Origin of the sequence: Sphingomonas sp. (assembly GCF_050725575.1) — a bacterium.
Lineage (GTDB): Bacteria > Pseudomonadota > Alphaproteobacteria > Sphingomonadales > Sphingomonadaceae > Sphingomonas.
Genome location: NZ_JBOHHW010000026.1, coordinates 16,673 through 38,496, shown reverse-complemented (window position 1 = coordinate 38,496; position 21,824 = coordinate 16,673). Strand labels below are relative to the sequence as shown.

The window sequence follows — 21,824 nt, the reverse complement described above, 5'->3', positions numbered from 1 at the left end:
GAGCGAAGCGTGTCGAGCCGGGCGAAGATCGTCGCGGCGATGCTCGACCTGGTCGGCAATGGCGATGTCCAGCCAAGCGCGGCACGGGTCGCGGAGGCCGCAGGCGTCGGGCTGCGCACCGTATTCCGGCATTTCGACGACATGGATTCGCTCTACCGCGAAATGTCCGAGGCGATCGAGGCACGCGTGCTGCCGGTCATGCTGCGGCCGTTCAAGACCAGTACCTGGCGCGAGCAGATGCGCGAGCTCGCCGTACGGCGCTGCGAGGTCTATGAAACGATCCTGCCCTATCGCATCACCGCCAGCCTGAAGCGGTTTCAGTCGGCTTTCCTGATGCAGGATTATCGCCGCATGCTGCGTATCGAACGCGGCTCGATCGAGGCACTCCTGCCGGCGGCGCTGATCGCCGATCCGGTGCAGAGCAACGTGCTGCATCTGTCGCTCAGCTTCCAGTGCTGGCGCGTGCTGCGCCACGATCAGGAGCTTGGCGTGGCGGAGGCGCGTGCGGTGTTCCTGCGGCTGGTCGATGCCGTTCTCGAACAAAGCGACGGTTGACCCCAAATCCCCGGGGAAAATGATACGATGGACATCCGAGTGACAATCGCGCCCGCGTTCCGGCTGATCGTGGCGCTGGCGGTCCTGTCGCTCCCCGCATGCGGCCGAGCGCCCGATACTGCCGCTCTCGCCCGCTGCGCCGACCCCGCCCCATCAATGCGCTGGATCCCCGGCGGCCATTTCACGATGGGAGAAGATCCTTATTATCCCGAGGAAGGCCCGGCCCGGACGGTCGCCGTCAAGGGCTTCTGGATCGACACGCATGAGTTGACCAATGCCGAGTTCGCGGCCTTTGTGAAGGCGACCGGATACCGCACGCTTGCCGAACGCAACCCGCCCGTGCTGCCCGGCGCGCCGCCGGAGATGCGCGTGCCGGGATCGGCAGTGTTCACCGTGCCGTCGCAGGACGATCCGCGCTGGTGGCGCTGGGCGGTCGGGGCGCAGTGGCGGCATCCGTCCGGGCCGAAAGAGTCGATCGCCGGCCATGGCGCCGACCCCGTGGTGCAGATCGCCTATGACGATGCCCTGGCCTATGCGCGCTGGGCGGGGAAGGAATTGCCGACCGAGGAGCAATGGGAATATGCCGCGCGCGGGGGGCAAAGCACGCGGCCCGAACCGGTCGCCGCCGATGGCAAGCCCGCCGCCAATTACTATCAGGGCGTCTTCCCGCAGCGCGATCTTGGCACTGATGGCTATAAGGGTCGCGCGCCGGTCGGCTGCTTCCCGGCCAATGGCTATGGCCTGCACGACATGATCGGCAATGTCTGGGAATGGACCAGCAACGCCGCCGGCCCGGTGCCCGACATGCATGTGATCAAGGGCGGCTCCTATCTCTGCGCGAGCAATTATTGCGCGCGCTACCGCCCCGCCGCGCGGCAATTTCAGGAGCGCGGGCTCGGCACCGATCATATCGGTTTCCGCCTCGTCGATAACCGCAAGCCGCCACCGGCGCGTTGACGCCTCTTCAAACATACGGCATCTATAGTGCCAATAGATTGAGGAGAGCGATATGCTGGTATTGAGAACGCCCGACGAGCGCTTCGCCGATCTGCCGGGCTATTCCTTCGCCCCGCAGTATCGGACCGTCGTCGATGCCGACGGCACCGCGCTGCGCCTGCATTATGTCGATGAAGGCTCCGCCGACGCCGCCCCTGTCCTGCTGATGCATGGCGAGCCAAGCTGGTCCTATCTCTACCGCAAATTCGTCCCCGCGCTCTCCGCTAGGGGCCACCGCGTCATCGCCCCCGACCTGATCGGCTTCGGCAAGTCCGACAAGCCGGTCGCACTCGGCGATTATAGCTATGAACGCCATGTCGCCTGGATGAGTGCCTGGCTCCAGGCGCTCGACCTGACCGATATCACCCTGTTCTGCCAGGACTGGGGCGGGCTGATCGGGCTCAGGCTGGTCGCCGCCTTCCCCGATCGCTTCGCGCGCGTGATCGTCGGCAATACCGGCTTGCCCACCGGATCGGGCTTTTCCGACGCGTTCGAGGCGTGGCGCCAGTTCAGCCAGAAGGTCGATCCCTTTCCCACCGGCGCCATCGTCAATGGCGGCGTGGTGCGCGACCTGAGCGCTGCGGAAATGGCCGCCTATGACGCGCCCTATCCGGACGAGAGCTACAAGGCCGGCGCGCGCATTTTCCCGACGCTGGTGCCGGTCCAGCCCGACCAGGCATCGGTCGCGGAGAACCTCGCCGCGTGGACGGTGCTGGAACAGTTCGACAAGCCAGTCCTCACTTGTTTCAGCGACAAGGATCCGGTCACGGCGGGCGGCGCCAGACCGTTCCTGCAGCGCGTGCCCGGGACCAGGGGCCAGCCGCATGTGACGATCGAGAATGCCGGCCATTTCCTGCAGGAAGATGCGCCCGAGCAATTGTGCGCGATCATCGATTCCTTTGTTCGCGCCGATGGTCAGGCCATGAGCCCTGATGCCGGGCAACCCTATCTCAAGAGGCAAGGCGTAGCGCTGTGAGGCTCAGCTACGATCTCTTCTGGTCGTTCCGCTCGCCTTATTCCTATCTGGTCACATCGCGACTGGTCGAACTGGAGCGCGACTACGACGTCGCCTGCATCGTCCGCCCGGTCTATCCGATCGCGGTCCGCCAGCCGGACTTCTTCGCCAATTCGGATCCCCTGTGGTTCAGCTATTTCATGCTCGACATGCGGCGCAGTGCGGAATTCGCCGGCTTGCCGATCCGCTGGCCGGTGCCTGACCCGGTGCTGATGGACCCGGCGACGCGTACCTATCCCAAGCAGCAGCCATATATCCACCGCCTCACCCGGCTCGGCCAGGCGGCGACCGAACGCGGCCACGGCCTGCGCTTCATCGATCAGGTCAGCCGGATCATCTGGGACGGCACGACCGACAATTGGCACCGGGGCGACCACCTCGCCCGCGCCGCCGACCGTGCCGGGCTCGACCTGGCCGAGCTGGATGCCGCGATCGCCGCCGACCCGGATCGCTTCGACCGCATGATCGAAGCATCGCAGGACGCGCAGCGCGCCGGCGGCCATTACGGCGTGCCGCTGATGCTGTTCGACGGCGAGCCGTTCTTCGGCCAGGACCGCTTCGACCAATTGACCTGGCGCATGGCGCAGAAAGGCCTGGTGCGACGGTAAATCGCGCGCCGTTATCGGCGCCTCATTTTTCCGGAACTGAGAAAGAGCGGAACGAAACCCAGGTTAAGGTTCCATCGCTCTTCACACTGCCGCAAACTCGATCGCGGTTGAATCGCTTCCGGTGCGGCTAGAATTGCTCACCCTCGGGGTCGAAGGCCTGGTTGCGCAGCCAGCGTCCGCCCAGCCGGGCGCCGGAGCATGGGCCATGCGGGGTTAGCACCACGGCATCGACGGTGAACGCGGCTTCGAGGCGGCAGGCTTCTTTCCCCTCGCCCATCAGCGGGAAGGCCATAGTCGTCTGGCCGGCCGCCACCGGCACCGGCTTGCCCTCTTCGGTAAAGACCTGCACCGCATTGGGATCGGCCTGGGCAAGGCCCAGTTCCAGCCCGCCCGGGCGGGCTGTGATCCTGAGCATGTCCTTGCCGCGATAGTACATACCGCTCAGCCGGAAGCCGGGGTTTTTGAGGATTGCGATCCGATCGGTATAGAGGCCGCGCAGGCAGGTCAGGCGCTCCGCATCATCCTCGCAATAGACTCCGCCCATTCCGGTCCCGGCAGGCAGCAGAGTGCGTTCGCCCATCCAGCCGCGCTGGGTGAGCTTCACATAGGCGGCGATCCGGCCGTCCCAGAGCTTGAGCGCCTCGCGGTACGCAGCCGCCAGGCTGTCATCGAGACGCGACAGTTGCGGGTCGGAACAGACCAATTTCTCGACCCTGGTCGAGGCCTTGGCGCAATCGAAACTGGCCGCACCGGCCGGCACGGTACCGGCGAGCAGCATCAGACCCAAGAACATGGCGACATAGCGAAGCATGGCTGACCCCCTTCACTTGAGCGCCTCGTTTACCGCGAAACGCCCGTGCTCGCAATTGAACGCGCCGCTAGGCGAGCTCGCTCAGCACCGCCCCGACCGCGGTGTCGAAATGCGCCTCCATCGCGGCGGCGGCGGCGTCCGGATCGCGGTCGGCGATCGCGACGGCGATCGCGCGGTGGCGCTCGATCATCAGTCCGCGATGCTCGATCGAGACGCGGGTACGCCACGCGGCCGGCACGGCGACCTGCATCAGCGGGGCGAAGGACTGGACGATCTGCACGAACAGCGCATTGCGCCCGGCGCGGGCGATACGGTCATGGAATTCGATGTCGTGGCGCGTGACCTGCGCCATATCGGCATTGTCGGCGGCCATCGCCTCGGCCAGTGCGAGGATATGCGCGGCATCCTCCGCACTGCGATTGACGGCGGCGAGTGCCGCGGTGCGCACCTCAAGCGTGCGGCGCACGTCCCAGATCTCCGGCACGGTTACCTGGTCGGTGCTGATCGCATGGCTGAGCGAGGTCGCCATGACCGAGCCGTCGATCGCCCCGACGCGCGCGCGGCGGCCATTGCCGACATCGAGCAGCTTGAGCGCGGCAAGCGCCCCGAACGCCTCACGCATCACCGCGCGGCTGACGCCGAGCTGCTCGGCGAAATGCCCCTCGCCCGGCAAGGTATCGCCAACGCGCAGCTTGCGATCGAGGATATGGGCATTGACCGCATCCATCGCGCGGCGGACCAGCGATCCGCCGCCATCGGTCATCGTGTCGGACATGGTGCCGCCAGGCCTCCTTCAGCAAGCCCCCTCAGGCAGCGAGCGTGCGGCCGCGATACTCGCTCGGCGACACGCCGAAGCGGCGGCCAAAGGCGCGGGCGAAGCTGGCATTGTTGAGATAGCCGCTTTCATAGCCGATCTTCGACACCGGCAGGTCGGTCGACAGCAGCCGGCGGCTCGCCTCGGCAAGGCGACGTTCGGCCAGCGCCTCGGCAACGGTGCAGTGATAGAGTTCGCGAAAACCGCGGGTGAGCTTGGCGCGGTTGATCCCGCAGGCGCGCGCCAGTCCGTCAAGTGTCAGCTTCTCCGACCAGCGTTCGTCGATGATGCGCCGGGCATCGACCAGCCTTCGGCTGTCGGCGAGCGACAGCACGCCGTCGGCGGCGACCGGGATCAACTCGCCCGCGGCGAGCAGGCGGCCGGTTTCGCACAGCAGCTCGATGCTCTTGCCGGTGCGATAGGCCTCGCAGAAGGTCCCCGCCGGATAATCGCGCAGCGCAAGGCCAATGGCGCGCTGGTCCGAGGTCAGATGATAACGCCGGCCATGCTCGGGTGCCGAGTCCCAGCCAAACAGGCGGCCAAGCACTTCATGCGTGACGACGAAGGAGATGCTCGCCGCCCCCTCCGGCGCCTCGCCGAGCGGCTCGACATGGGCGTCATGGGCAATGCGCAATGTGGCCGGGGCGCCGACGCCACCGAAGCTGTAGACGAGCAGTGCTGACTCAGCGGGAAGCGCCACGCCGTCCATGTCGCCAATGCCGATCAGCGTGGTCATTTCGGGCGCCACGACGACTGCCTGGATCGGTGTCTGCTTCGGCAAGGCTTCCATGGCGCTCTCCTTTCGACTCTGCTGGCCGTCAACGGGCCATAATCGTTCCCGGCATGATTGCAATCCTATCGGATAGGTCGGTCCGGAACGGCCGAAAGTCAGTCCTTCGGCCTGAGGAAGTGCGCGAGCGCCGCGCGGCTGTCGCGCCGCGCCGCGCCGCCGATGCGCGTGTCGGGCAGGATGTCGAAGCCGTGAAAGCCGCCGGGATAGACATGCAATTCGGTCGGCACGCCCGCGCGCATCAGGCGGCGGGCATAGTCGATATCCTCTTCAAGGAAGAGGTCGAGCCCGCCAGTGCTGATAAAGGTTGGCGGCAATCCCGTCAGATCATCGGCGCGGGCAGCGGCGGCGTAAGGCGACACCCCCTCTCCACCCGGCTCCTGGCCGAGCAGCGATGCCCAGCCGAAGCGGTTGTTGTGGGCGTGCCAGATAAATTCACCGGTGACCGGATGCGGGTCGGGCGACACGCAAGTGCGGTCATCGAGCATGGGATAGATCAGGTGCTGAAAGGCGAGCGCATAGTCGCCACGATCCCGTGCAAGCAGTGCCAGCGCCGCCGCCAGACCACCGCCCGCGCTTTCACCCATCACGCCGATCCGGGCCGTGTCGATGCCGAGCCGCGCGGCGTTGGCGAAGGTCCAGGCAAGCCCGGCATAGCAATCCTCGATCGCGCCCGGGAACACTGTCTCGGGTGCGAGGCGATACTCGACCGAGACGATGGCGCAGCCAAGATCCGCGACCATCATGCGGTGGACCGGCTCCATCGACTTGGCCGAGCCGCCGATATAGCCGCCGCCATGGATATGGTAGATGCACGGCAAGGGCGCGGCAGCCGCGACCGGCGTGTAGATATGCAGCTCGATCGCCGGCGCACCGGCCGGGCCGGGCACGCTCAACCGCTCGAGCGTCGAGCCGCTGGTGTCGATCTCCGGCAGCGGCAATTGACGCGCGCGCATATCGGCAAGGTTGTCGGCGGTGACTGTCATGGTCGGCCAGACGGCGAGCAACGGGCGGAGTTCCGGATCGACGAGGTGCAGTGTATCCATATCAGGCTCTCCATTGGTCGTTGATGCGCGCCGACGCCCGCGCCGCGCTCCCTGTTAATTGACGATAACAGGGAGAATAACAGGGAGCGGCATGTTTTTTGGCCCGATCAGGGCGATTTTGTTGGAGATAATATCTCCATTTATCAACATCTTGATGGCCATTCTCCCTGTTATTCGGAAACAGGGAGATGAGTGATCCCGAACAGGGAGATGCCGCGACATGAACAGGGAGCGCCCCGACTCTAAACAGGGAGGATCGATTCAACCGAGTCGCAAAATCTGTTTTGAGGGAGTGATCGTTCATCATTGACGGAGCACTGCCATGACCAGCTTTCATCTTGAATCATTCATCATCGATTTGTGCGCCGGAGTGGCGCGATGAACCGCGAAGAGACCGGGCGGTGGGATGCCGCGGAGCAGGACGGCGAAGGCTATGCGGTGGGGAATTGCCGGCCGCCGGTCGAGCATCGTTTCCCAAAAGGGCAATCGGGCAACCCGGCAGGACGCCCGCGCGCGACCGGCGCGCCGGGCGACCGCCTGCGCGGATCCGATGAGCCGACCCGGGGGATGATCCTGGACGAGGCGTATCGCATGGTGCCGGTGGATGTCGACGGCAAGATCGTCGAGATGCGGATGGGCCAGGCCGTGATGCGATCGCTGGCAACCGCCGCCCTGAACGGCAATCCCACCGCGATGCGCCGCTGGACCGAACTGGTGCGACAGGCGGAGGCCGACCAGAAAATGGCGCAGGTGGCGATCTACAGCGTGTTCGAGCGGGACGCCCAGCAAAAAGAAATCAGTGCGCGTAAGGGTGAGAGGGGGGACATCACGGAATTCTACGCGGACGATATCCTGTTCGATCCCAAGACGGGCAGGGTCGTGGTGCGGGGCGAGGATGGGTGACTGGGCGGGTCGGCCGAGTAGCTTCCCGGCCCGTCGTATATCCATGGAAAATGGAAGGATATTCTTGCAAGCCATCAGCGTCAGCGGCACGATGACCTGATGGATGTATCAGCTCTCGTCACCCGCATTCGTGACCATTATGTCGAGCAATTCCAATCGTTTGCTGATGAACAGCAGAGTAGATATCGGCAGGGCGCGTCTGAGGTTAAAATGCAACTCAGCGAGGAGAGTCCTGTATTCGCGCGGCTGTATTGTGCTGATTTCGTCGGCAACGATACTCAAAGCCGTGTCATCGAGCTTTCCCCGGACACCTTCCTTTCATTCGATCGAATCACGGGAAGCTATGGCGAATCCACTCTGATCATCCAGCATTTGCAATGGGACGATATCCTGCTGCACCATGACGTCGAAGCGATATCCGAAGCAGACTTGCACGCCTGGTTTCAGCGCTGGTTTGATCCCGACGATGCCCGCCGTGAGGCAGACGCAGAAATCTCTTGTGTCATCCACTCATTGCTCGTCGCACCTCATCTGCTGAGCGTCGATTTCGGCACGGCTGAACCCGAGGCTTTATGGGAAATGCTGGATCTGCTTGAAAATTCGGGCGCCTCCACAATTACCATCAGCAGCTCAAGGGCCGAAGCTGAAGAAGCTGAAACCGACCAATGAACGCGTGATCATCCTAACGCTGCGCCATCTGCACATCGCCCTCCCCCGACCAGCGCTTGCGCTCGAGCCGGGTCCAGGCCTTGTGCATGCGCGCATGGCCTGAGCCGAGGCCGAGATCGGCGGTGGCCTGTTCCCAGCGGTTCGCCGCCGCCACGACCTTCACCATCGCTGGCCCGGGCGGCAGATCCTCGGCCCAGCCGGTGAGGGTATGCGCGTTGAACAATGCGAGAAACGCGGTGGTGAGAATAACGATCGTCGCGGTCCAGCGCAGCGTGCCTGCGCCACCATTATCGGCATCATCAGGGAGATCGGTCGGGAATTCGTAGCTATTCATTGAGGCGACCCCTTCAAAAACGGAAATAGATGAAGGGGGCGACCCCTTCGTAGCGCATCGCGTCGACCACCAGCATCAGCACCGCCAGCCCGGCCGCGACCAAAGGCGCGGGCAGCGCGCGGATACGCTGTGCCGCGCGAGTCATCGCGTCCCAGGAGAGCGCGTGGATCGCCAGGCCGAACGCGATCAGCAGCAGCACCAATGGCGTGACGGTGGTCAGGCCGTCCTGTGCCGGGGCGATGATGCCGCCAAGATAGGCCAGCGCATCGCCGAAGCTTGCCGCGCGAAAGAAGATCCAGCCAAGCACCACGACATGGAAGGTAAGCGCAATGCGCGCCCAGCGCGGCAGCACCACATCCCTGGTCAGGCGCGCGCGCGACCAGGCCCGTTCGACCACCAGCGCAGCGCCGTGCAGCCCGCCCCAGATGACGAAGGTCCAGCTCGCGCCATGCCATAGCCCGCCAAGCAGCATGGTGATCATCAGGTTGCGATAGACCCGGAACCGGCCACCTTTGTTGCCGCCAAGCGCGTCGATATAGAGATAGTCGCGAAGCCAGCGCGACAGGCTGATATGCCAGCGGCGCCAGAATTCCTGCAGCGATTCCGCGCGATAGGGGCGGTCGAAATTGCGCGGGAAGCGGTAACCGAGCAGCGCGGCGATACCGATCGCCATGTCCGAATAGGCCGAGAAATCGCAGTAGATCTGCACCGCATAGCCATAGGCCGCGAGGATCAGGTCAAGCGACGAGTGAAGCTGCGGCGCGGTGAAGACCGGATCGACGAACTGTGTCGCGATCTCCGATGCAATCACCGCTTTCTTGAACAGGCCCCAGACGATCAGCAGCAAGCCCATCGACACCATGCCGCGATTGATCCGCGGTACCTGCTGAAATTGCGGCACCAGATCCGCAGCGCGCACGATCGGCCCGGCGACGAGATGCGGGAAGAAGGACATCAGGAGCAGGATGTCGAGCAGCCGCGCCGGCGGCACGCGGCCCTTCGACACATCGACGACATAGGAAATGCCCTGGAAGGTGAAGAAGGAAATGCCGACCGGCAGGATCACCTGCATTAGCGCGGGGTCCTGCGCGATGCCGGTCAGCGCGAGCAATCCGCCAGCCTGTTCGGCGAAGAAGTCGAAATATTTGAAGAAGCCAAGCATCGCCAGATTGACGGCCACGCCAGCGATCAACAGCGCCTTGCGGCGGCGCGGGTCATCGCTGTGTGCGATCAGCGCGGCGGTACCCCAGTTGATCACCGCCGAGACGATGAGCAGCGGCACGAAGCGCCAGTCCCATGCGCCGTAGAATACCCAGCTGGCGACCAGCAACAGCAATTTGCGCCAGTCGTTGGAGCGGAACGACCACACACCGGCAAAGACGATCAGGAAGAACAGCCCGAAGCTGAGGGTGGGGAAAAGCATCTCACTGATCCTGCATCGCGTGGTCGAGATCGTCCTGCAGCAGGCGCGCGAGCGTCGCCCCGCCGGGGGTCCGGAAATGGACATGGTCGGGTCGCATCAACGGCGGCACCGCAGCAACCCAGCGCGCCGCCGTGCACGGGCCGCCCATGCGCGCCTGCCAGTCCCAGAAGGCGATACCGAGATCGCCGGCGACCTTGCGCTGGATGGCGCGAACACGATCAAGCGCGGGCGGTGCGAACAGCGTGCCGCCGCAGCCAATCCCCATGCCCGGCGCATTGCTGCGCAGCGCCGGATTGCGGCTGAGCGCATTGGGCACGCCGAGCAGCAGGATCGGGACGGCGCCCGACAGCGTACGGAGCCGGTCGATCTGCGCGCGCAGGCTCGCCTCATAGGCATCGCCGTCGAAGCGCGGCGCGAAGCCTTCATTGGTGCCGAACGCCAGCACGATCAGATCGGGCGTATAGGCCTTCAGTTCCTCGGCAAGCAGTGCATCGTCAGTCCGGCCGAAATGCACGAGCTGCGCCCCGACCACGCCGAGATTGGACAAGGCGACGCCGCCATCGTCATGGAAGGTCGCCCAGGAGGTGATGGTGACCGGGCGATCGAGCGCGGTGACTGACAGAGTGGATTGCTGTGTGGCGGTGCGGATCGTCTGGCAGCGCGGCATGATCGCATCGGCGGCGAAGTCGAGGCGTTGTTCATTGCCGGCGCCGACCTGCACCGCCAGCGTTCCCGCGGCCGGGCCGGCGATCGCGCACAGGGTGACGCGGTCGAACAGCATTGCCGGATCGGCGGCGAGACCCATCGTCGCGCCGGGGCGGAGCGAGGTCAGGCTGTAGCTGGTCAGGCCGAGCGGCGGGCGAGGCTCGGATGATGCCTTGCCGAAGGTCGCGGCGATGCTCCAGCCGGGCGACATGGCCGCGGTGACGCCGCGGGTGAGATAGCCGTCATAAGGGCGGCCGGGCGGCAACACGCCCCTGCCCCCGCCGCCCCAGCGCGCCTGCAGCAACTCTCGCCAGGCACCGGTCAGCGCATCGCCGGCGGTGTGGCTGTCGCCGATCTGGACGATATGCACCGGCGGCATGCCGCGCGCATCGCCAATCGCCGCCAGCCTGGCGAAATAGGGTGCGAGCGTGTCGAAATTGCACACCGGCCCGGTGCAGGGCGCGGCCTGTGCCACGGCCGGCATTGCGAGCAGTGCGAGTGCGGGGAAGATCGCTTTCACTGGCCACCCATCGCGACCGGGGCTGCCCCGGCAGTCTCGATCTTCTTCGTCGCCTCGACATAGCCGCGAATGCGTTCGCTGAGCCCGTGAGTGATCCATTTATAGCCGGTCATCGACATATGGATGCCGTCGCCTTCTCGCACCAGGGTGCGTTTCCCGGTCGCGGGATCGTCGAGATAGGCGGCATATTGCCCCTTGGCGTCCGACGCGACCGGCCGCGTATCGATGAACGGCACGCCGAGCGCAGCCATGCGACGGGCATAGAAATCGTTGATTGCGCCGACATCGCCATCAAGCCCGGCCTCGCGCATGCGCGGCAGGCCGACCCAATAAACCATCGCATGATGCCGGCGCAGCAGGGCGACGAAACGGTCAAGCCGGATGCCGATCTGGTCCTGCCATTTGGGCCCCATCAGCGCCGCATAGTCGCCCTTGTCGGTGATGATCCCCTGCGCATCGTTCGCGCCGAACGAGATGACCGCGATATCGATCGGCGCCCCGCCGAGCTGCTCGCCGGCGCGGGTTTCGAGATTGAGCCTTTTGTAGCGGGTGAAGCCGGTTGCGGGCTGGCTGTATTTGAGGACGTCATAGCCGGCCTTGCGGGTCAGTTGCTGCTGCAGGCCGAATGCGACGCCGTCGCCGAAGCTGTCGCCGAACACTGCGATCCGCACCGGCCCGCCCTTTTTCAAGGTGCCGAGCAATTGGCGCTGGGCCGGCGCCGCACATTGCAACGCCGCCGCGACCTCGGGCGCCCGGTCGACGCCGACCGGCTTAGCCGTCGCGCAGGCCGGTGGCGCGATTACTGTCGATTGAGCGGAATCCGAGTGCCCGATAAAGGAAAACCCGATTGCGGCACCGGCGCATACGCCGACCAGCAGGACCGCGGAACGGTCCAGTACCATTTTTTTAAGCGACATGTTGAACCCGTCTGTTGGAGACGGACGATCTTTTACGTGACAGATCGAAAACAGTCCAGATCGATTTTCAATCTATTGTTAGATTTTACTCAACAGTACAAGTATATATACCTCAATTTTGTTGAAAATACCCTTCATTTTACGAGGCTATATAGACCACACTTGCAAAAATATGGAGTTATCCTTGGCTGGCTCGATAGAAATCGCGGATAATATACGACATCTATACTATAGATGCTGATTTTCCGGAATGCCGATAGCGCATGATCGTGTCTCATCAAAGAGGCCGGCAACCCGTTTTTCGGCCGCGTTGATCTGTGTTCGATTCAACAATGGAATTGTATATCATTCGCGGTGAACCGTGGCGTTCTGTCGTTGAACCGTTTCGCCTCTTCTTTGAAACGTGCGGCGCGGGGCAAGCGCACCACCCATATTTGCGAGTCGCGCTCGCCAGCCCCGGCCAATGCTGGTAGCGGGCGCGGGTGCGCAAGATGATCATCGCGGCTTTTCTGATGTTTTCGGCAGCGATCGGCGCGCCGGGCCGGGGGCAAACGCCGCCGACCGCCGCAGTCACACCCCCGTCCCAAGACCCCGCTCCTGCCGGGCCGGTTCTCACCCAACCCGCGCCCGCCAAGCCACTTCCCGCCAAACCGGTTTCCCAGCGCCCCCCGCCGATCGTCGAAACGCTGGCCGAGGCGCGGGCGCGTGACGGCGTTGAATATGCCCGCCAGTTCGGTGTGCCGATCGACGAAGCGATCCATCGGCTCGCCGCACAGGAGGAAAGCGTCGCCGCGACCGACCGGATCGCCGAAACCTATCGCGACCGGCTCGCCGGCATCGCGATCGAGCATCGGCCGGCCTATCGTATCATCGTCTATCTGACCGGCGACACCCCCGTCCCGACGATGGGCGTATGGGCCGGCGGGATGACCGTGCCGATCGTCTTCCGCACTGGCGCGCGGGTGTCGCGCGAGCGGGTGATCTGGGCGATGACCTGGTACCAGAGCGCCATCCGCGCAGCGCTGCGCCGCCCGCCAGGCATGGGACTCGACCCGCGCACCGGTGAACTGACCATCACGATCGGCACGGCCGACGGCGCGGCGGGGGCGGATACGATCAAGGCGCGGATCGAAGCGATCGCCGGGGTACCGGTGCAGGTACGGATCACCGACCGGATCGACAAGAATCTCGACATTGCCGGCGGGGCGCGGGTCGAAGGGGTCAGCCCGGACGACGGCAAGCGCTATGTCTGCACCACTGGCTTCACGGTCAGCGACGGGGTGCGCTACGGTGTGACCACCGCCGCGCATTGCCTTGACGCGATGTCCTACCACGATCGGGAGCAAGGCCAATTGCCGCTCGATTTCATCGCGCAATGGGGGTGGGGCTATCGCGACGTTCAGATCAACGGCAGCAGCGAAATGCCGAAGCCGCTCTTCTATGCCGACACCGGCAAGACGCGGTTGCGGCCGGTGACCGGGCAGCGCGGCCGCGCCGCGACCCGGGCGGGCGATTTCGTGTGCCATCGCGGCGAGCGCACCGGCTATAGCTGCGCCCTGGTCGAGCTGACCGATTTCGCGCCTGCCGGCGATCTGTGCGGCGGCGCGTGCCTGCCGACCTGGGTCACGGTGTCGGGGCCGACCTGCAAGGGCGGGGACAGCGGATCACCGGTGTTCAGCGGCACGACCGCGTTCGGCATATTGAAGGGCGGCAGCTATCGCCGCGACGGCTCCTGCGCCTTTTATTTCTATATGTCGGTCGATTACCTGCCGCTGGACTGGTCATTGCTGCGCACCGGTCCGGGCGGCGTGACCGCAGGCATCACGGCACCCGGCGGTCGCTAGCCCGGAAGGATCAGGCCCATTCGCGCAGTTCGCGCGCGCGGGTCGCAAGCTTGATTGCTTCGTCGATCAGTTCGGCCGCGTCGCTGGTCGATCGGCTGCCAATGGCAATGGTGAGGCAATTGCTCGCTTCCTTCGACAATCGATAGGCTCGGGTCAGCTGCTTGCTGGGGGCATCTGGGCTTTTCATCGGCGATATAAGCGCCAGCGGGTCAATTGGTTGCGTGGGATTTCGATGATATCGATCGGCCCGTCGCAAGTGCCGGCGGGCGCGGGACAAAGCGGGAGTCGCATGGGGCGAATGACCGTCCGCCGGCGCATTTCTCTTATTCGCCAGCTTCACATTGACCGATACCGTCCAGCTGTGGCAATCGGCGCGCGTCGCGGGTGTAGCTCAATGGCAGAGCAGAAGCTTCCCAAGCTTACGACGAGGGTTCGATTCCCTTCACCCGCTCCAGCCTGACCATCGTCTGATCTCCCAGCGGTTCGCCAATATCCGGCATGGCCATCTGCGCCATCTCTGCCTCGATATACTGGATATAGCTCGCAAGCTTGACGAAAACGGGCGCGGGATTGTCCAGCCAGCGGATGATTCCGCGGCTGATCCCGTCAGCGAGATTGCGGGCAAAGGCAGCCAGAAAATCGCTGAGCCCCTGTTGCAGAACCGGCGCCAGCCCGCCCGCGCTGTAGCGCGATGCCAGTTGCACCGCGGTGAACATCCAGATCTGTTCCCGCGCCAGATCGTCCTTGATGCAGCGCTCGGCCATGTCCCAGAGCCTGAGCTCCATCTCGGCAGCCGGATTGCAAAATACTGCTTTGGGCATTGGGTTCGCTCTTCCGTACCTCGCGATACGAAGATTCATAGCATTCGACCGACCGTCGGTCAATGAGAATGCGTCGCAATAGAGGAAGCGCCAAGCCCCTCGCGATCGTCGGATTCGCTAGCGAGGAAGGGCCAGCATGCGGTTGAAGATTGCCACGAGCTGATCAGTCGCGGTCGCCGCGTCGTGGAGGCCGGATGCAATCACATCGTCCACCACCCCGTGCATCGCGTAGAAGAGTATGACCGCGGTCAGCCGCGGATTGTCGACACTCCAGGCGTTTGCGGCACGCCCCGCGGAAATGACCGTTTCGATCTGGTCGAACACGGCGTTCAGCTCGGCATTGCCGCGCCCATGCCCCGCATCGCCGTGATAGAGGATGTCGTGAAGCTGGTATTCGCTCAGATAGCCATTCACGGTCGACCGGGTCCAGGCCGCTATCTTGCCGGACCAGTCGTCCTGATCGACAGCGTCGACCGCGGCCTGTGCCCGTTCGCGGAAATCCCGCGAGAAGCGTTCGCGGATCGCCACCACGATATCGGGCTTGGCTTTGAAATAATGGTAGAATGTGCCTTTCGAGGCCCCTGCTCTACCCACGATGTCGTCGACGATTGTCCCGGCAATACCCTTTTCGAGAAATAGGGCCTGAGCAGCGTCCATGAGCTCGTCGCGCCGCACGTCGGCGGGCTTGGTGCGCGGCGAGGCCGGAGGCTGTTGCGACGTCATTCGATTTTTTCGCTCCGCTGAGATCGATGCCCTTTCGACCAGCCTTATCGCGATAGGCCGGGCATTGCGAGGCAGACCTCTCGCCCTGGCCAGTTGACGGAACAGGTCGGGCGGATCATCGACATTGCGGTCAGAATGGAAAGATCGCCAATGGATCGTCGTTCGCTCTTGGCTTCGGTCGCGGCCCTTGCCGCCGGTGCGACGTTACCGGCCAGCGGCACGCGGGCGTGGGGATCGCCGCCCCGCCCCGGCACAACGCGCAACGTCCTGTTGCTGATCGCCGACGATCAGGGCCTCGATGCGGGATGCTATGGCACCGGCGTGCGCACGCCGCATATCGATGCACTGGCACGGGCCGGCACACGCTTCGCCAACGCCTATGCCGCGGTCTCGTCATGCAGCCCGAGCCGCTCGGTCATTTATACCGGCCTCTATACGCATCAGAACGGCATGTACGGCCTGGCGCATGATTTCCATAACCAGTCGCTGCTCGACGGGGTCGAGACCATTCCGGCGCTGCTGAAGAAAGCGGGCTACGCGACCGCGCTGGTGGGCAAGAAGCATGTCCGGCCCGATGCTGCCTTTCCCTATGATGCCGAACTGCTGCCTGAGCGAAGCGGCGTGCGCGATGTCGCCGCAATGGCCGGAGCGACGCTCGACTTCATCCGGTCGGCGGGCGAGCAGCCCTTCTTCGTGACGATCGGCTATAGCGACCCGCACCGCGCGCCAGGTGGTTACGGCAATGGCGACTGGCCGCGCATCGCGCCGGTCCATTACGATCCGGCGACGGTGACGCTTCCGTCGCATTTGCCCGACCTGCCCGCGGTACGGGCGGACCTGGCGGCCTATTATGAATCGGTGAGCCGGCTCGACAGCGGTATCGGCTTGTTGCTCGACGGGCTCAAGGCAGCGGGACATGCCGACGATACGCTGATCCTCTATCTCAGCGACAATGGCCGGCCCTTTCCCGGCGCCAAGACCAACCTTTATGCGCCGGGGCTGCATCTGCCGCTGATCGTTCATGCACCCGGCCATGACGGCGGCGCAGTCAATCAGGCGATGGTGAGCTTCATCGATATGGTCCCGACGATCCTCGACTGGACGGGCGCCGCCGGCCCGCGTCAGCCCTTGCCGGGAAAATCACTGCTGCCGCTGCTCGGCAAGACCGATGCGCCGGGTCATGACGCCGTCTTTGCGAGCCATGAATTTCACGAGATCAACCAATATTACCCGATGCGCGCGATCCGCACCCGGACGCACAGCTATATCGTCAATCTCGCCCATCCGCTCGATTATCCGATCGCGGGCGATGTCGCCGGGTCGCCAAGCTGGCAGGCAATCATCGCCGATCCGTCGGTGCGGCTCGGGCGCCGGCCTCAGGCCGCCTATCTGCGGCGCCCGGCGGAAGAATTGTACGACCTACGCAGCGATCCGGATGAGCTGGTGAATCTGGTCGATAGGCCGGACGCGGCGACGGTGCTTGAGCGACTTCGCCGGCAATTGGCCGACTGGCGGCGCACGACGCGCGATCCCTGGCTGGGAGAGGCGTCACCCTACGCGCACGCCGGCGGTTAGAAAGGCGCGCCCAAAAGGGAAATCGAGGCTGCCGAACCCGGCAGCCTCGATCCATGGAGCCATCAGGCCTGAGCGATGATCTCGTCCAGGCGACGCAGTTCGTCGGCGGTGAGCTCGGGCCGCCCCTGGGCGATCGAGCGGGCCTCGATCGCACGAGCCGAGCGCGAGACCTGAGTCGGCGAGCGATAGCCGCGCACCGCCAGCGGGGTGGTCGTGCGCGATCCGACATAGCTCATATCGTTGAGCGTATCGTAATTGGTGCCGGCCGATTTGAGGCTGCCACCGGTGATCGTCAGCGTCGCCACCGGCGTGCCGGTGCTGGCGGCGTTGTAATAGAGGATCTCGTTACCGCGAGCGAACAGGATGCGGTTATTGTCGATATATTGCGCCGCCCAGTAATAGCCCGGCGCCCCGCCCGTGAAGCTGTTGATCGTGGTAAAGCTGGCAAAGGCGGTGGTCGTCTGGAGCAGCAGGCCGCGCATGGTGAAGCCGCTGTCATAAGCGCCCATCAGGACATAGGCGGTGGTGCCGTTGAAGCTGATGTCGCGCACTTCATACGGGTAGGTGGCGCTGTAGCCGAACACCGTGGTCACCGCCGCGGTGGTCAGGTTGGCGGCACCGAACGCGATCTTCTGAAGTGCCGAGCTGGTATTGGGCGTGCCGCCGACCTGCGCGCCGCCGATGCAGGCAACGTAGAGGTCGCTGCCCTGGTTCGCCATGGCGAACGCGTTCTTACCGAAGCTGTTGTTATAATCGTTGGCCGCGACGGTGATCGAGCTGCCGCCGGTAATGGTGAAGCGCACCAGCACGCTGTTCGCATAGCTGGTGAAGCTGCTGTTGGCGATCGAGAACAGGCCGTAAAGCGTGCCGCCGATGTTGATCAGACCCTGACCGTGCGGGACATTGCCGGCGGGAAAGAAGCTACTCGACAGGGTATAGGTCACGCCGGTCTGGTTGTAGGTCGCCGGGTTGATCTCGACCACGCGGGCATTGTCATAGTCGATCGCGTAGAGATAGCTGCCGACCAGCACGAGGCCGTAGAGATTGTCGACGCTGGACCAGCTGTGCGGCGCGCCGATGATCGCGCCGTTCAGGGCGTTGCGGATTTCAACGGTCTCACCAGTGCCGCCGACATAAGGAGCGACGGCGATGCGCAGGTTGCCGCTCGGGTCGGCAAAGCCCTCGAGTTGCGGATCGCCGGCGCCGGGCGTACCGGAATAGGTCTTCATATTGGGGAGCGGCGTGATGGTTGTGCCATTGTCGGTGATGCGACCCGCCATGCCGATCACCGGACTGACATTGTAGCTGTACAGGCTGTAGGCGGTATAAGAGGTCGTCGGCATTGATAGTCTCCAGTCAGGCTTGTGGAACACAGGGTTGGCCACCCACGGGGCGTGCGTCAGAAGCGATATCCGACGGTCAGGCGAAGCGATCCGATCTCGTATTTGGGCTGGCTGCGTCTGATCCCGGTGGGTGAGCAGCGCGTAGTGCCCGCTGTGCCGCAGCGGTTGAATCCGTTGTAGATCGGCGGATTGCCGGCAGCGCTGGCCACGATCGTATAGTCGCCGTCGCGAAGGCCTGTGTGGAGATACTCCACGCCCAGCGTGACGCCGCCGATGACGCGCCGCTCGATCCCGGCGCCATATTGATAGCCCCAGCGATAACGGCCGGGATCGCGTTCGGCGAAGGCGTTCACGCTATTGGTGGTGGCGAAAGCGTGATCCACATCGCCGCGTGCGACCCCGACCGTCGCATAGCCGAGCGTACCGGCAAGCGAGAGCCCGGCACGACCGCGCAGCGAGGCGATCGACTTGAGGCGGCGAGTAAGGGCGTAGCTAGCCGGTGCCTCGGGAACCTTGACGCCATTCTGATTCTCGTGCGCGAGCGTACCATAGCCTGAGACGGCGTCGGTAAGGTCGTAGGCGCTCCATTCGGCAACCGCGCCGATCACCCAGGCGCCGATCTGGCGATCATAGCCGCCGCGAAAGCCGTAATTGACGCCGCGGTTGCGATCGCGGCGAAGCGGCGTGCCGGGAACACTGCCCAGCGCCACACCGCGACCGTCGAAACCGGAGTGAAAGGCGTTGTTGGTCAGCTCATCGCCATTGCTGTCCCTGACACTCGCCCCCTCGACAGTGTCGCCGTAATTGCCGTCGCCATTGGTGTCGAAGACGAGCAGCTCACCCGCGTGGCGCGGTTGCCATCCACGGCCGGCAACCATGCCGGCATGAAAGCCGGTCCATGACCGGTCGGGACGATCACTCCGATTGCGTGACGCGCCCTTGCCCGGCACCGATGCGCCAAAGCTTTTGGCGATCGTGAAATAGAAGGTTCGCCCTTGCTGCGGGTACAGGACATTGTGGCGATCAGGGAAGGTCTCGGTGACCGCGTTGACCTCGTTCTCGAAGCAGGAAAAGTCACTGGTCAGATCGGCCAATACCGGATCACATTTATAATATTTGTTGAGTCGCGGTCCGCCCCCCTTCAGTTCCTGCTTCGGCCCCTGGTCGAACACGTCGTTCACACCAGCCGACAGCTTCACGCCATTGGCGAAGCGGTAATGGGCACCGAGGTCGATCGTGGTCAGCGGCGCTTCGTAGATGAGAGTCTTCGCACCGAGCGGGTTCACATCCTGATAGACATAACGCTTGCCGGTGTACTTCCCTTCGACGAACGTGGTCAGCGCACCACCCAGGAAGTGCAGATTGAGCCGGGCGCTGGCGGTCTGCCGCGGCGCCTGCAGCGTATAGAGCCGGTTGTTGCCGACACGCTCCAGCGCGCTCATGCCGCCGAAGAGGTAATAGCTCCCCTTGACGTAATGCCCGCTCTGCACGGTCGCGGCGACTTGCAGGTCGGCACGCTTACCCCAGACGAGATTGCCCTCGAACTCGCCGCCATTGGTCAGTGTGTCGCCCGAGTTGATATATTTGGCGCCGATCGGCGTCGAATAAAGCGTGATCGTGTCGAGCGTCTTGCGACGGAAATAGGTGGTGCGGAAACTGGCGGTGAGATCGCCGGCAAGCGTGCCGTTCCAGCCGAATCCGGCATCGGTATTGCGGCCATGTTCGCGCAGCAAAGGCTGCAGACTGCGCAGGAAGCTCGACCCGGCCTGGACGAACAGGCCGTCGCCATAGATTTCGTAGAAATTGGGATAGCGATTATAGGTGCCGGTATTGGCGAAGATCAGCCAGCCCTTGCCGATCTTCTTCTTCGCACTGACCCCGAAGGTCGGTTTCCAACCATAATCGCCCGAGGAAGGCCCGAACAGATTGTTCACCGGGCCAAGCGTCGGGCCGAACAAGCGCTCGATGCGATAAATCGGCGTGACCTGCAGGTCACCGAGCGGGCGGATCGTGATCGTGTCCTGCGCCTGGACATTGACCAGTGTGCGACGGAAATGACGGTACAGGTCGATCTGCCCCGGCGGCGCATTGGAGCCGGCGACGTCATTGGCATCGGCGTTCATCGTCTCGCGGCTCGCCTGCAGGTGCAGTTCGAGCAGGTGCGTCAACGGCCCGGTGGCTAATGCATAGCCGGCATCGAATTGCGCGCCGTAGCGCAACGTATTGTAGTCCGAGAAAAGCGTCCCCACGCCGCCGGTGCTGCCGCGGTCGAGATTATCGTAGCGTTTGTCCTGGCGCATCAGGTTCAGAGTGACGCCCAGGTCGAGCTTGCCGAAGCTCTGGCGCCAGCCCAGCGCGATATCGAATTGCTTTTGCGTCTGGACGCGGCGCGGGTTGAGATTGGCGGGACTGGGTACCGGCGGCAGCGGATAGCTGTATTCGGGCAGATCGATCTGCGGACCGCCGACGATCGCCGGCATCATCCGGTGCAGATAGGTATAGGATGCCTTGGCGCTGAAATGGTCGTCATGCCATTTCACCAGCAGATTGTCCTTCTGGAAGCCGTTGTTCATCCGCCGATGCACCACCGGCAAGGCGGCGTCGGGCAACGTCACCCGTGCGCCGAGGCCGCTGCCGTCGCCGATCAACGAGTAGTAGTTATAGGGAGAGTTGGGTTTGCCATCGCCGCTATAGGCCGCATCGCCATAGACAATGCCCAGCGACGTTTCCTGAATCAGATTGCGATAGGAGAAATTGCCGTCGCTATGGTCGGTGTCGAACCCGAACAGCAGGCTGCCGCCAAATAGCGGCATGTTGATATTGGCAGCACTTTGCCAGCCGCCGAACGATCGCCCGCCCGCCGAGATGCTGCCGCTGAGTCTGGTGGCGCGCTTGGTGACGATGTTGATCGCCCCGCCGAGCGGTGCACCGGAGAAACGTGCCGGCGTCGTGCCGCGATAAACCTCGATGCGTTCGACATTGCCGATCGGGATGGTCGAAATGTCCGCCGCGACCTCGCTCGAGGTGTTGAACGGTACGCCGTCGATATAGATGTTGACCTCGCTCGGCGCGCTGCCGCGAATGCTGGTCGTGGTATATTGGCCGGTGCCGGAAACGCGGCGCACATAGACGCCGGGGATCTGATCGAGCAGTTCGGGGAGCGACTTGTGCTCGCCCCTGGTATCGTCGGGATAGACCACCGACACGACGCCAGGCGACAGGATGTCGAGCAGTTCCTGGCGGCTGTTGGCGGTGACGACGATGTCGGTTCGCGCTGCCGGAGAGGTGTCGGTGTCGGTCTGCCCGGCTGCGGCGCGTTCCTGTGCGACGGCCGCCGCGGATCCCGCGCAGTACAGTGAAGCTGCCATCGCGGTCCGCGACAAGAATATGAGCTTCAACCATGTTCCCCCGG

21 protein-coding genes and 1 tRNA gene are annotated in these 21,824 nt (G+C 64.1%); 9 read left to right on the top strand and 13 right to left on the bottom strand.

Going from position 1 to position 21,824, the window contains the following annotated elements; translation table 11 throughout:
* The first annotated feature begins 9 nt into the window (after window positions 1-9).
* From ACRECS_RS16900 to ACRECS_RS16885, 4 genes are read left to right on the top strand one after another with little or no spacing between them, the layout of a single operon-like run.
* Window positions 10-555 carry a TetR/AcrR family transcriptional regulator gene (locus tag ACRECS_RS16900; RefSeq protein ID WP_431584117.1) on the top strand — a complete coding sequence of 182 codons (546 nt, stop codon included), beginning with the start codon at window positions 10-12 and terminating at the stop codon, window positions 553-555.
* A 27-nt stretch (window positions 556-582) separates the two neighbouring features.
* Entirely contained in the window at window positions 583-1,512 is a 930-nt protein-coding gene (locus tag ACRECS_RS16895; RefSeq protein ID WP_431584116.1) for a formylglycine-generating enzyme family protein, read from the top strand.
* Window positions 1,513-1,564: 52 nt separating this feature from the next.
* Window positions 1,565-2,527: a haloalkane dehalogenase gene (locus ACRECS_RS16890; protein WP_431584115.1), complete on the top strand. Its 963-nt coding sequence runs from the start codon at window positions 1,565-1,567 to the stop codon at window positions 2,525-2,527.
* Window positions 2,524-3,174: a 2-hydroxychromene-2-carboxylate isomerase gene (locus ACRECS_RS16885; RefSeq protein ID WP_431584114.1), complete on the top strand. Its 651-nt coding sequence runs from the start codon at window positions 2,524-2,526 to the stop codon at window positions 3,172-3,174. The genes ACRECS_RS16890 and ACRECS_RS16885 overlap by 4 nt, the downstream gene beginning before the upstream one ends.
* A 127-nt stretch (window positions 3,175-3,301) precedes the next feature.
* Here ACRECS_RS16885 and ACRECS_RS16880 read toward each other — a convergent pair whose 3' ends face one another.
* The 4 genes from ACRECS_RS16880 to ACRECS_RS16865 form a co-directional block, all read right to left on the bottom strand.
* Window positions 3,302-3,985, bottom strand: coding sequence for a lysozyme inhibitor LprI family protein (locus ACRECS_RS16880; protein ID WP_431584113.1), 684 nt, complete (start codon window positions 3,983-3,985; stop codon window positions 3,302-3,304).
* 67 nt (window positions 3,986-4,052) lie between these two features.
* Window positions 4,053-4,760, bottom strand: a complete 708-nt coding sequence (locus ACRECS_RS16875) for a FadR/GntR family transcriptional regulator (protein WP_431584112.1) — start codon at window positions 4,758-4,760, stop codon at window positions 4,053-4,055.
* Between the two features lie 31 nt (window positions 4,761-4,791).
* Window positions 4,792-5,589, bottom strand: coding sequence for a helix-turn-helix transcriptional regulator (locus ACRECS_RS16870; RefSeq protein ID WP_431584111.1), 798 nt, complete (start codon window positions 5,587-5,589; stop codon window positions 4,792-4,794).
* 98 nt (window positions 5,590-5,687) lie between these two features.
* Entirely contained in the window at window positions 5,688-6,635 is a 948-nt protein-coding gene (locus ACRECS_RS16865; RefSeq protein WP_431584110.1) for an alpha/beta hydrolase, read from the bottom strand.
* Window positions 6,636-7,013: 378 nt separating this feature from the next.
* On the opposite strand from ACRECS_RS16865, the gene ACRECS_RS16860 reads away from it, so the two are divergent.
* Both ACRECS_RS16860 and ACRECS_RS16855 read left to right on the top strand, forming a co-directional pair.
* A complete protein-coding gene (locus ACRECS_RS16860; protein WP_431584109.1) occupies window positions 7,014-7,538 on the top strand; it encodes a DUF5681 domain-containing protein in 525 nt (174 codons plus the stop codon).
* A 99-nt stretch (window positions 7,539-7,637) separates the two neighbouring features.
* The gene (locus ACRECS_RS16855) at window positions 7,638-8,207 is read left to right on the top strand and encodes a hypothetical protein (RefSeq protein ID WP_431584108.1); all 570 of its coding nucleotides are present in this window, start codon (window positions 7,638-7,640) and stop codon (window positions 8,205-8,207) included.
* A gap of 13 nt (window positions 8,208-8,220) precedes the next feature.
* Here the strand turns inward: ACRECS_RS16855 and ACRECS_RS16850 are convergent, their stop codons facing one another.
* From ACRECS_RS16850 to ACRECS_RS16835, 4 genes are read right to left on the bottom strand one after another with little or no spacing between them, the layout of a single operon-like run.
* Window positions 8,221-8,541, bottom strand: coding sequence for a hypothetical protein (locus tag ACRECS_RS16850; protein ID WP_431584107.1), 321 nt, complete (start codon window positions 8,539-8,541; stop codon window positions 8,221-8,223).
* A 13-nt stretch (window positions 8,542-8,554) separates the two neighbouring features.
* Window positions 8,555-9,964, bottom strand: a complete 1,410-nt coding sequence (locus ACRECS_RS16845; protein ID WP_431584106.1) for an MBOAT family O-acyltransferase — start codon at window positions 9,962-9,964, stop codon at window positions 8,555-8,557.
* A gap of 1 nt (window position 9,965) precedes the next feature.
* Window positions 9,966-11,189: a GDSL-type esterase/lipase family protein gene (locus tag ACRECS_RS16840; RefSeq protein ID WP_431584105.1), complete on the bottom strand. Its 1,224-nt coding sequence runs from the start codon at window positions 11,187-11,189 to the stop codon at window positions 9,966-9,968.
* Window positions 11,186-12,106, bottom strand: coding sequence for an SGNH/GDSL hydrolase family protein (locus ACRECS_RS16835; protein WP_431584104.1), 921 nt, complete (start codon window positions 12,104-12,106; stop codon window positions 11,186-11,188). The genes ACRECS_RS16840 and ACRECS_RS16835 overlap by 4 nt, the downstream gene beginning before the upstream one ends.
* A gap of 491 nt (window positions 12,107-12,597) precedes the next feature.
* Between ACRECS_RS16835 and ACRECS_RS16830 the strand changes: the two genes are divergently transcribed.
* Window positions 12,598-13,950, top strand: a complete 1,353-nt coding sequence (locus tag ACRECS_RS16830) for a hypothetical protein (protein WP_431584147.1) — start codon at window positions 12,598-12,600, stop codon at window positions 13,948-13,950.
* 10 nt (window positions 13,951-13,960) lie between these two features.
* Here the strand turns inward: ACRECS_RS16830 and ACRECS_RS16825 are convergent, their stop codons facing one another.
* On the bottom strand, window positions 13,961-14,137 hold the full coding sequence (locus ACRECS_RS16825; RefSeq protein ID WP_431584103.1) for a hypothetical protein: 177 nt from the start codon (window positions 14,135-14,137) through the stop codon (window positions 13,961-13,963).
* Window positions 14,138-14,330: 193 nt separating this feature from the next.
* Here ACRECS_RS16825 and ACRECS_RS16820 point away from each other — a divergent pair.
* Window positions 14,331-14,404 (top strand) — tRNA-Gly (locus tag ACRECS_RS16820).
* Here the strand turns inward: ACRECS_RS16820 and ACRECS_RS16815 are convergent.
* Entirely contained in the window at window positions 14,370-14,810 is a 441-nt protein-coding gene (locus ACRECS_RS16815; protein ID WP_431584102.1) for a hypothetical protein, read from the bottom strand. The two genes, ACRECS_RS16820 and ACRECS_RS16815, sit on opposite strands and share 35 nt — an antisense overlap.
* Window positions 14,811-14,888: 78 nt before the next feature.
* Complete coding sequence (locus ACRECS_RS16810; RefSeq protein WP_431584101.1) at window positions 14,889-15,494, bottom strand: TetR/AcrR family transcriptional regulator; 606 nt, start codon at window positions 15,492-15,494, stop codon at window positions 14,889-14,891.
* Between the two features lie 150 nt (window positions 15,495-15,644).
* Between ACRECS_RS16810 and ACRECS_RS16805 the strand changes: the two genes are divergently transcribed.
* Window positions 15,645-17,069 carry a sulfatase family protein gene (locus tag ACRECS_RS16805; RefSeq protein ID WP_431584100.1) on the top strand — a complete coding sequence of 475 codons (1,425 nt, stop codon included), beginning with the start codon at window positions 15,645-15,647 and terminating at the stop codon, window positions 17,067-17,069.
* 62 nt (window positions 17,070-17,131) lie between these two features.
* Here ACRECS_RS16805 and ACRECS_RS16800 read toward each other — a convergent pair whose 3' ends face one another.
* A complete protein-coding gene (locus ACRECS_RS16800; protein ID WP_431584099.1) occupies window positions 17,132-18,412 on the bottom strand; it encodes a hypothetical protein in 1,281 nt (426 codons plus the stop codon).
* 56 nt (window positions 18,413-18,468) lie between these two features.
* Entirely contained in the window at window positions 18,469-21,810 is a 3,342-nt protein-coding gene (locus tag ACRECS_RS16795; protein ID WP_431584098.1) for a TonB-dependent receptor domain-containing protein, read from the bottom strand.
* Between the last annotated feature and the right edge of the window lie 14 nt (window positions 21,811-21,824).

Coding starts and splice junctions, on each gene's coding strand:
- ACRECS_RS16815 (WP_431584102.1), bottom strand. CDS start 14,810: ATGAATCTTCGTATCGCGAGGTACGGAAGAGCGAACCCAATGCCCAAA.
- ACRECS_RS16870 (WP_431584111.1), bottom strand. CDS start 5,589: ATGGAAGCCTTGCCGAAGCAGACACCGATCCAGGCAGTCGTCGTGGCG.
- ACRECS_RS16890 (WP_431584115.1), top strand. CDS start 1,565: ATGCTGGTATTGAGAACGCCCGACGAGCGCTTCGCCGATCTGCCGGGC.
- ACRECS_RS16810 (WP_431584101.1), bottom strand. CDS start 15,494: ATGACGTCGCAACAGCCTCCGGCCTCGCCGCGCACCAAGCCCGCCGAC.
- ACRECS_RS16825 (WP_431584103.1), bottom strand. CDS start 14,137: ATGAAAAGCCCAGATGCCCCCAGCAAGCAGCTGACCCGAGCCTATCGA.
- ACRECS_RS16850 (WP_431584107.1), bottom strand. CDS start 8,541: ATGAATAGCTACGAATTCCCGACCGATCTCCCTGATGATGCCGATAAT.
- ACRECS_RS16860 (WP_431584109.1), top strand. CDS start 7,014: ATGAACCGCGAAGAGACCGGGCGGTGGGATGCCGCGGAGCAGGACGGC.
- ACRECS_RS16880 (WP_431584113.1), bottom strand. CDS start 3,985: ATGCTTCGCTATGTCGCCATGTTCTTGGGTCTGATGCTGCTCGCCGGT.
- ACRECS_RS16835 (WP_431584104.1), bottom strand. CDS start 12,106: ATGTCGCTTAAAAAAATGGTACTGGACCGTTCCGCGGTCCTGCTGGTC.
- ACRECS_RS16875 (WP_431584112.1), bottom strand. CDS start 4,760: ATGTCCGACACGATGACCGATGGCGGCGGATCGCTGGTCCGCCGCGCG.
- ACRECS_RS16830 (WP_431584147.1), top strand. CDS start 12,598: ATGATCATCGCGGCTTTTCTGATGTTTTCGGCAGCGATCGGCGCGCCG.
- ACRECS_RS16895 (WP_431584116.1), top strand. CDS start 583: ATGGACATCCGAGTGACAATCGCGCCCGCGTTCCGGCTGATCGTGGCG.
- ACRECS_RS16800 (WP_431584099.1), bottom strand. CDS start 18,412: ATGCCGACGACCTCTTATACCGCCTACAGCCTGTACAGCTACAATGTC.
- ACRECS_RS16855 (WP_431584108.1), top strand. CDS start 7,638: ATGGATGTATCAGCTCTCGTCACCCGCATTCGTGACCATTATGTCGAG.
- ACRECS_RS16865 (WP_431584110.1), bottom strand. CDS start 6,635: ATGGATACACTGCACCTCGTCGATCCGGAACTCCGCCCGTTGCTCGCC.
- ACRECS_RS16845 (WP_431584106.1), bottom strand. CDS start 9,964: ATGCTTTTCCCCACCCTCAGCTTCGGGCTGTTCTTCCTGATCGTCTTT.
- ACRECS_RS16805 (WP_431584100.1), top strand. CDS start 15,645: ATGGATCGTCGTTCGCTCTTGGCTTCGGTCGCGGCCCTTGCCGCCGGT.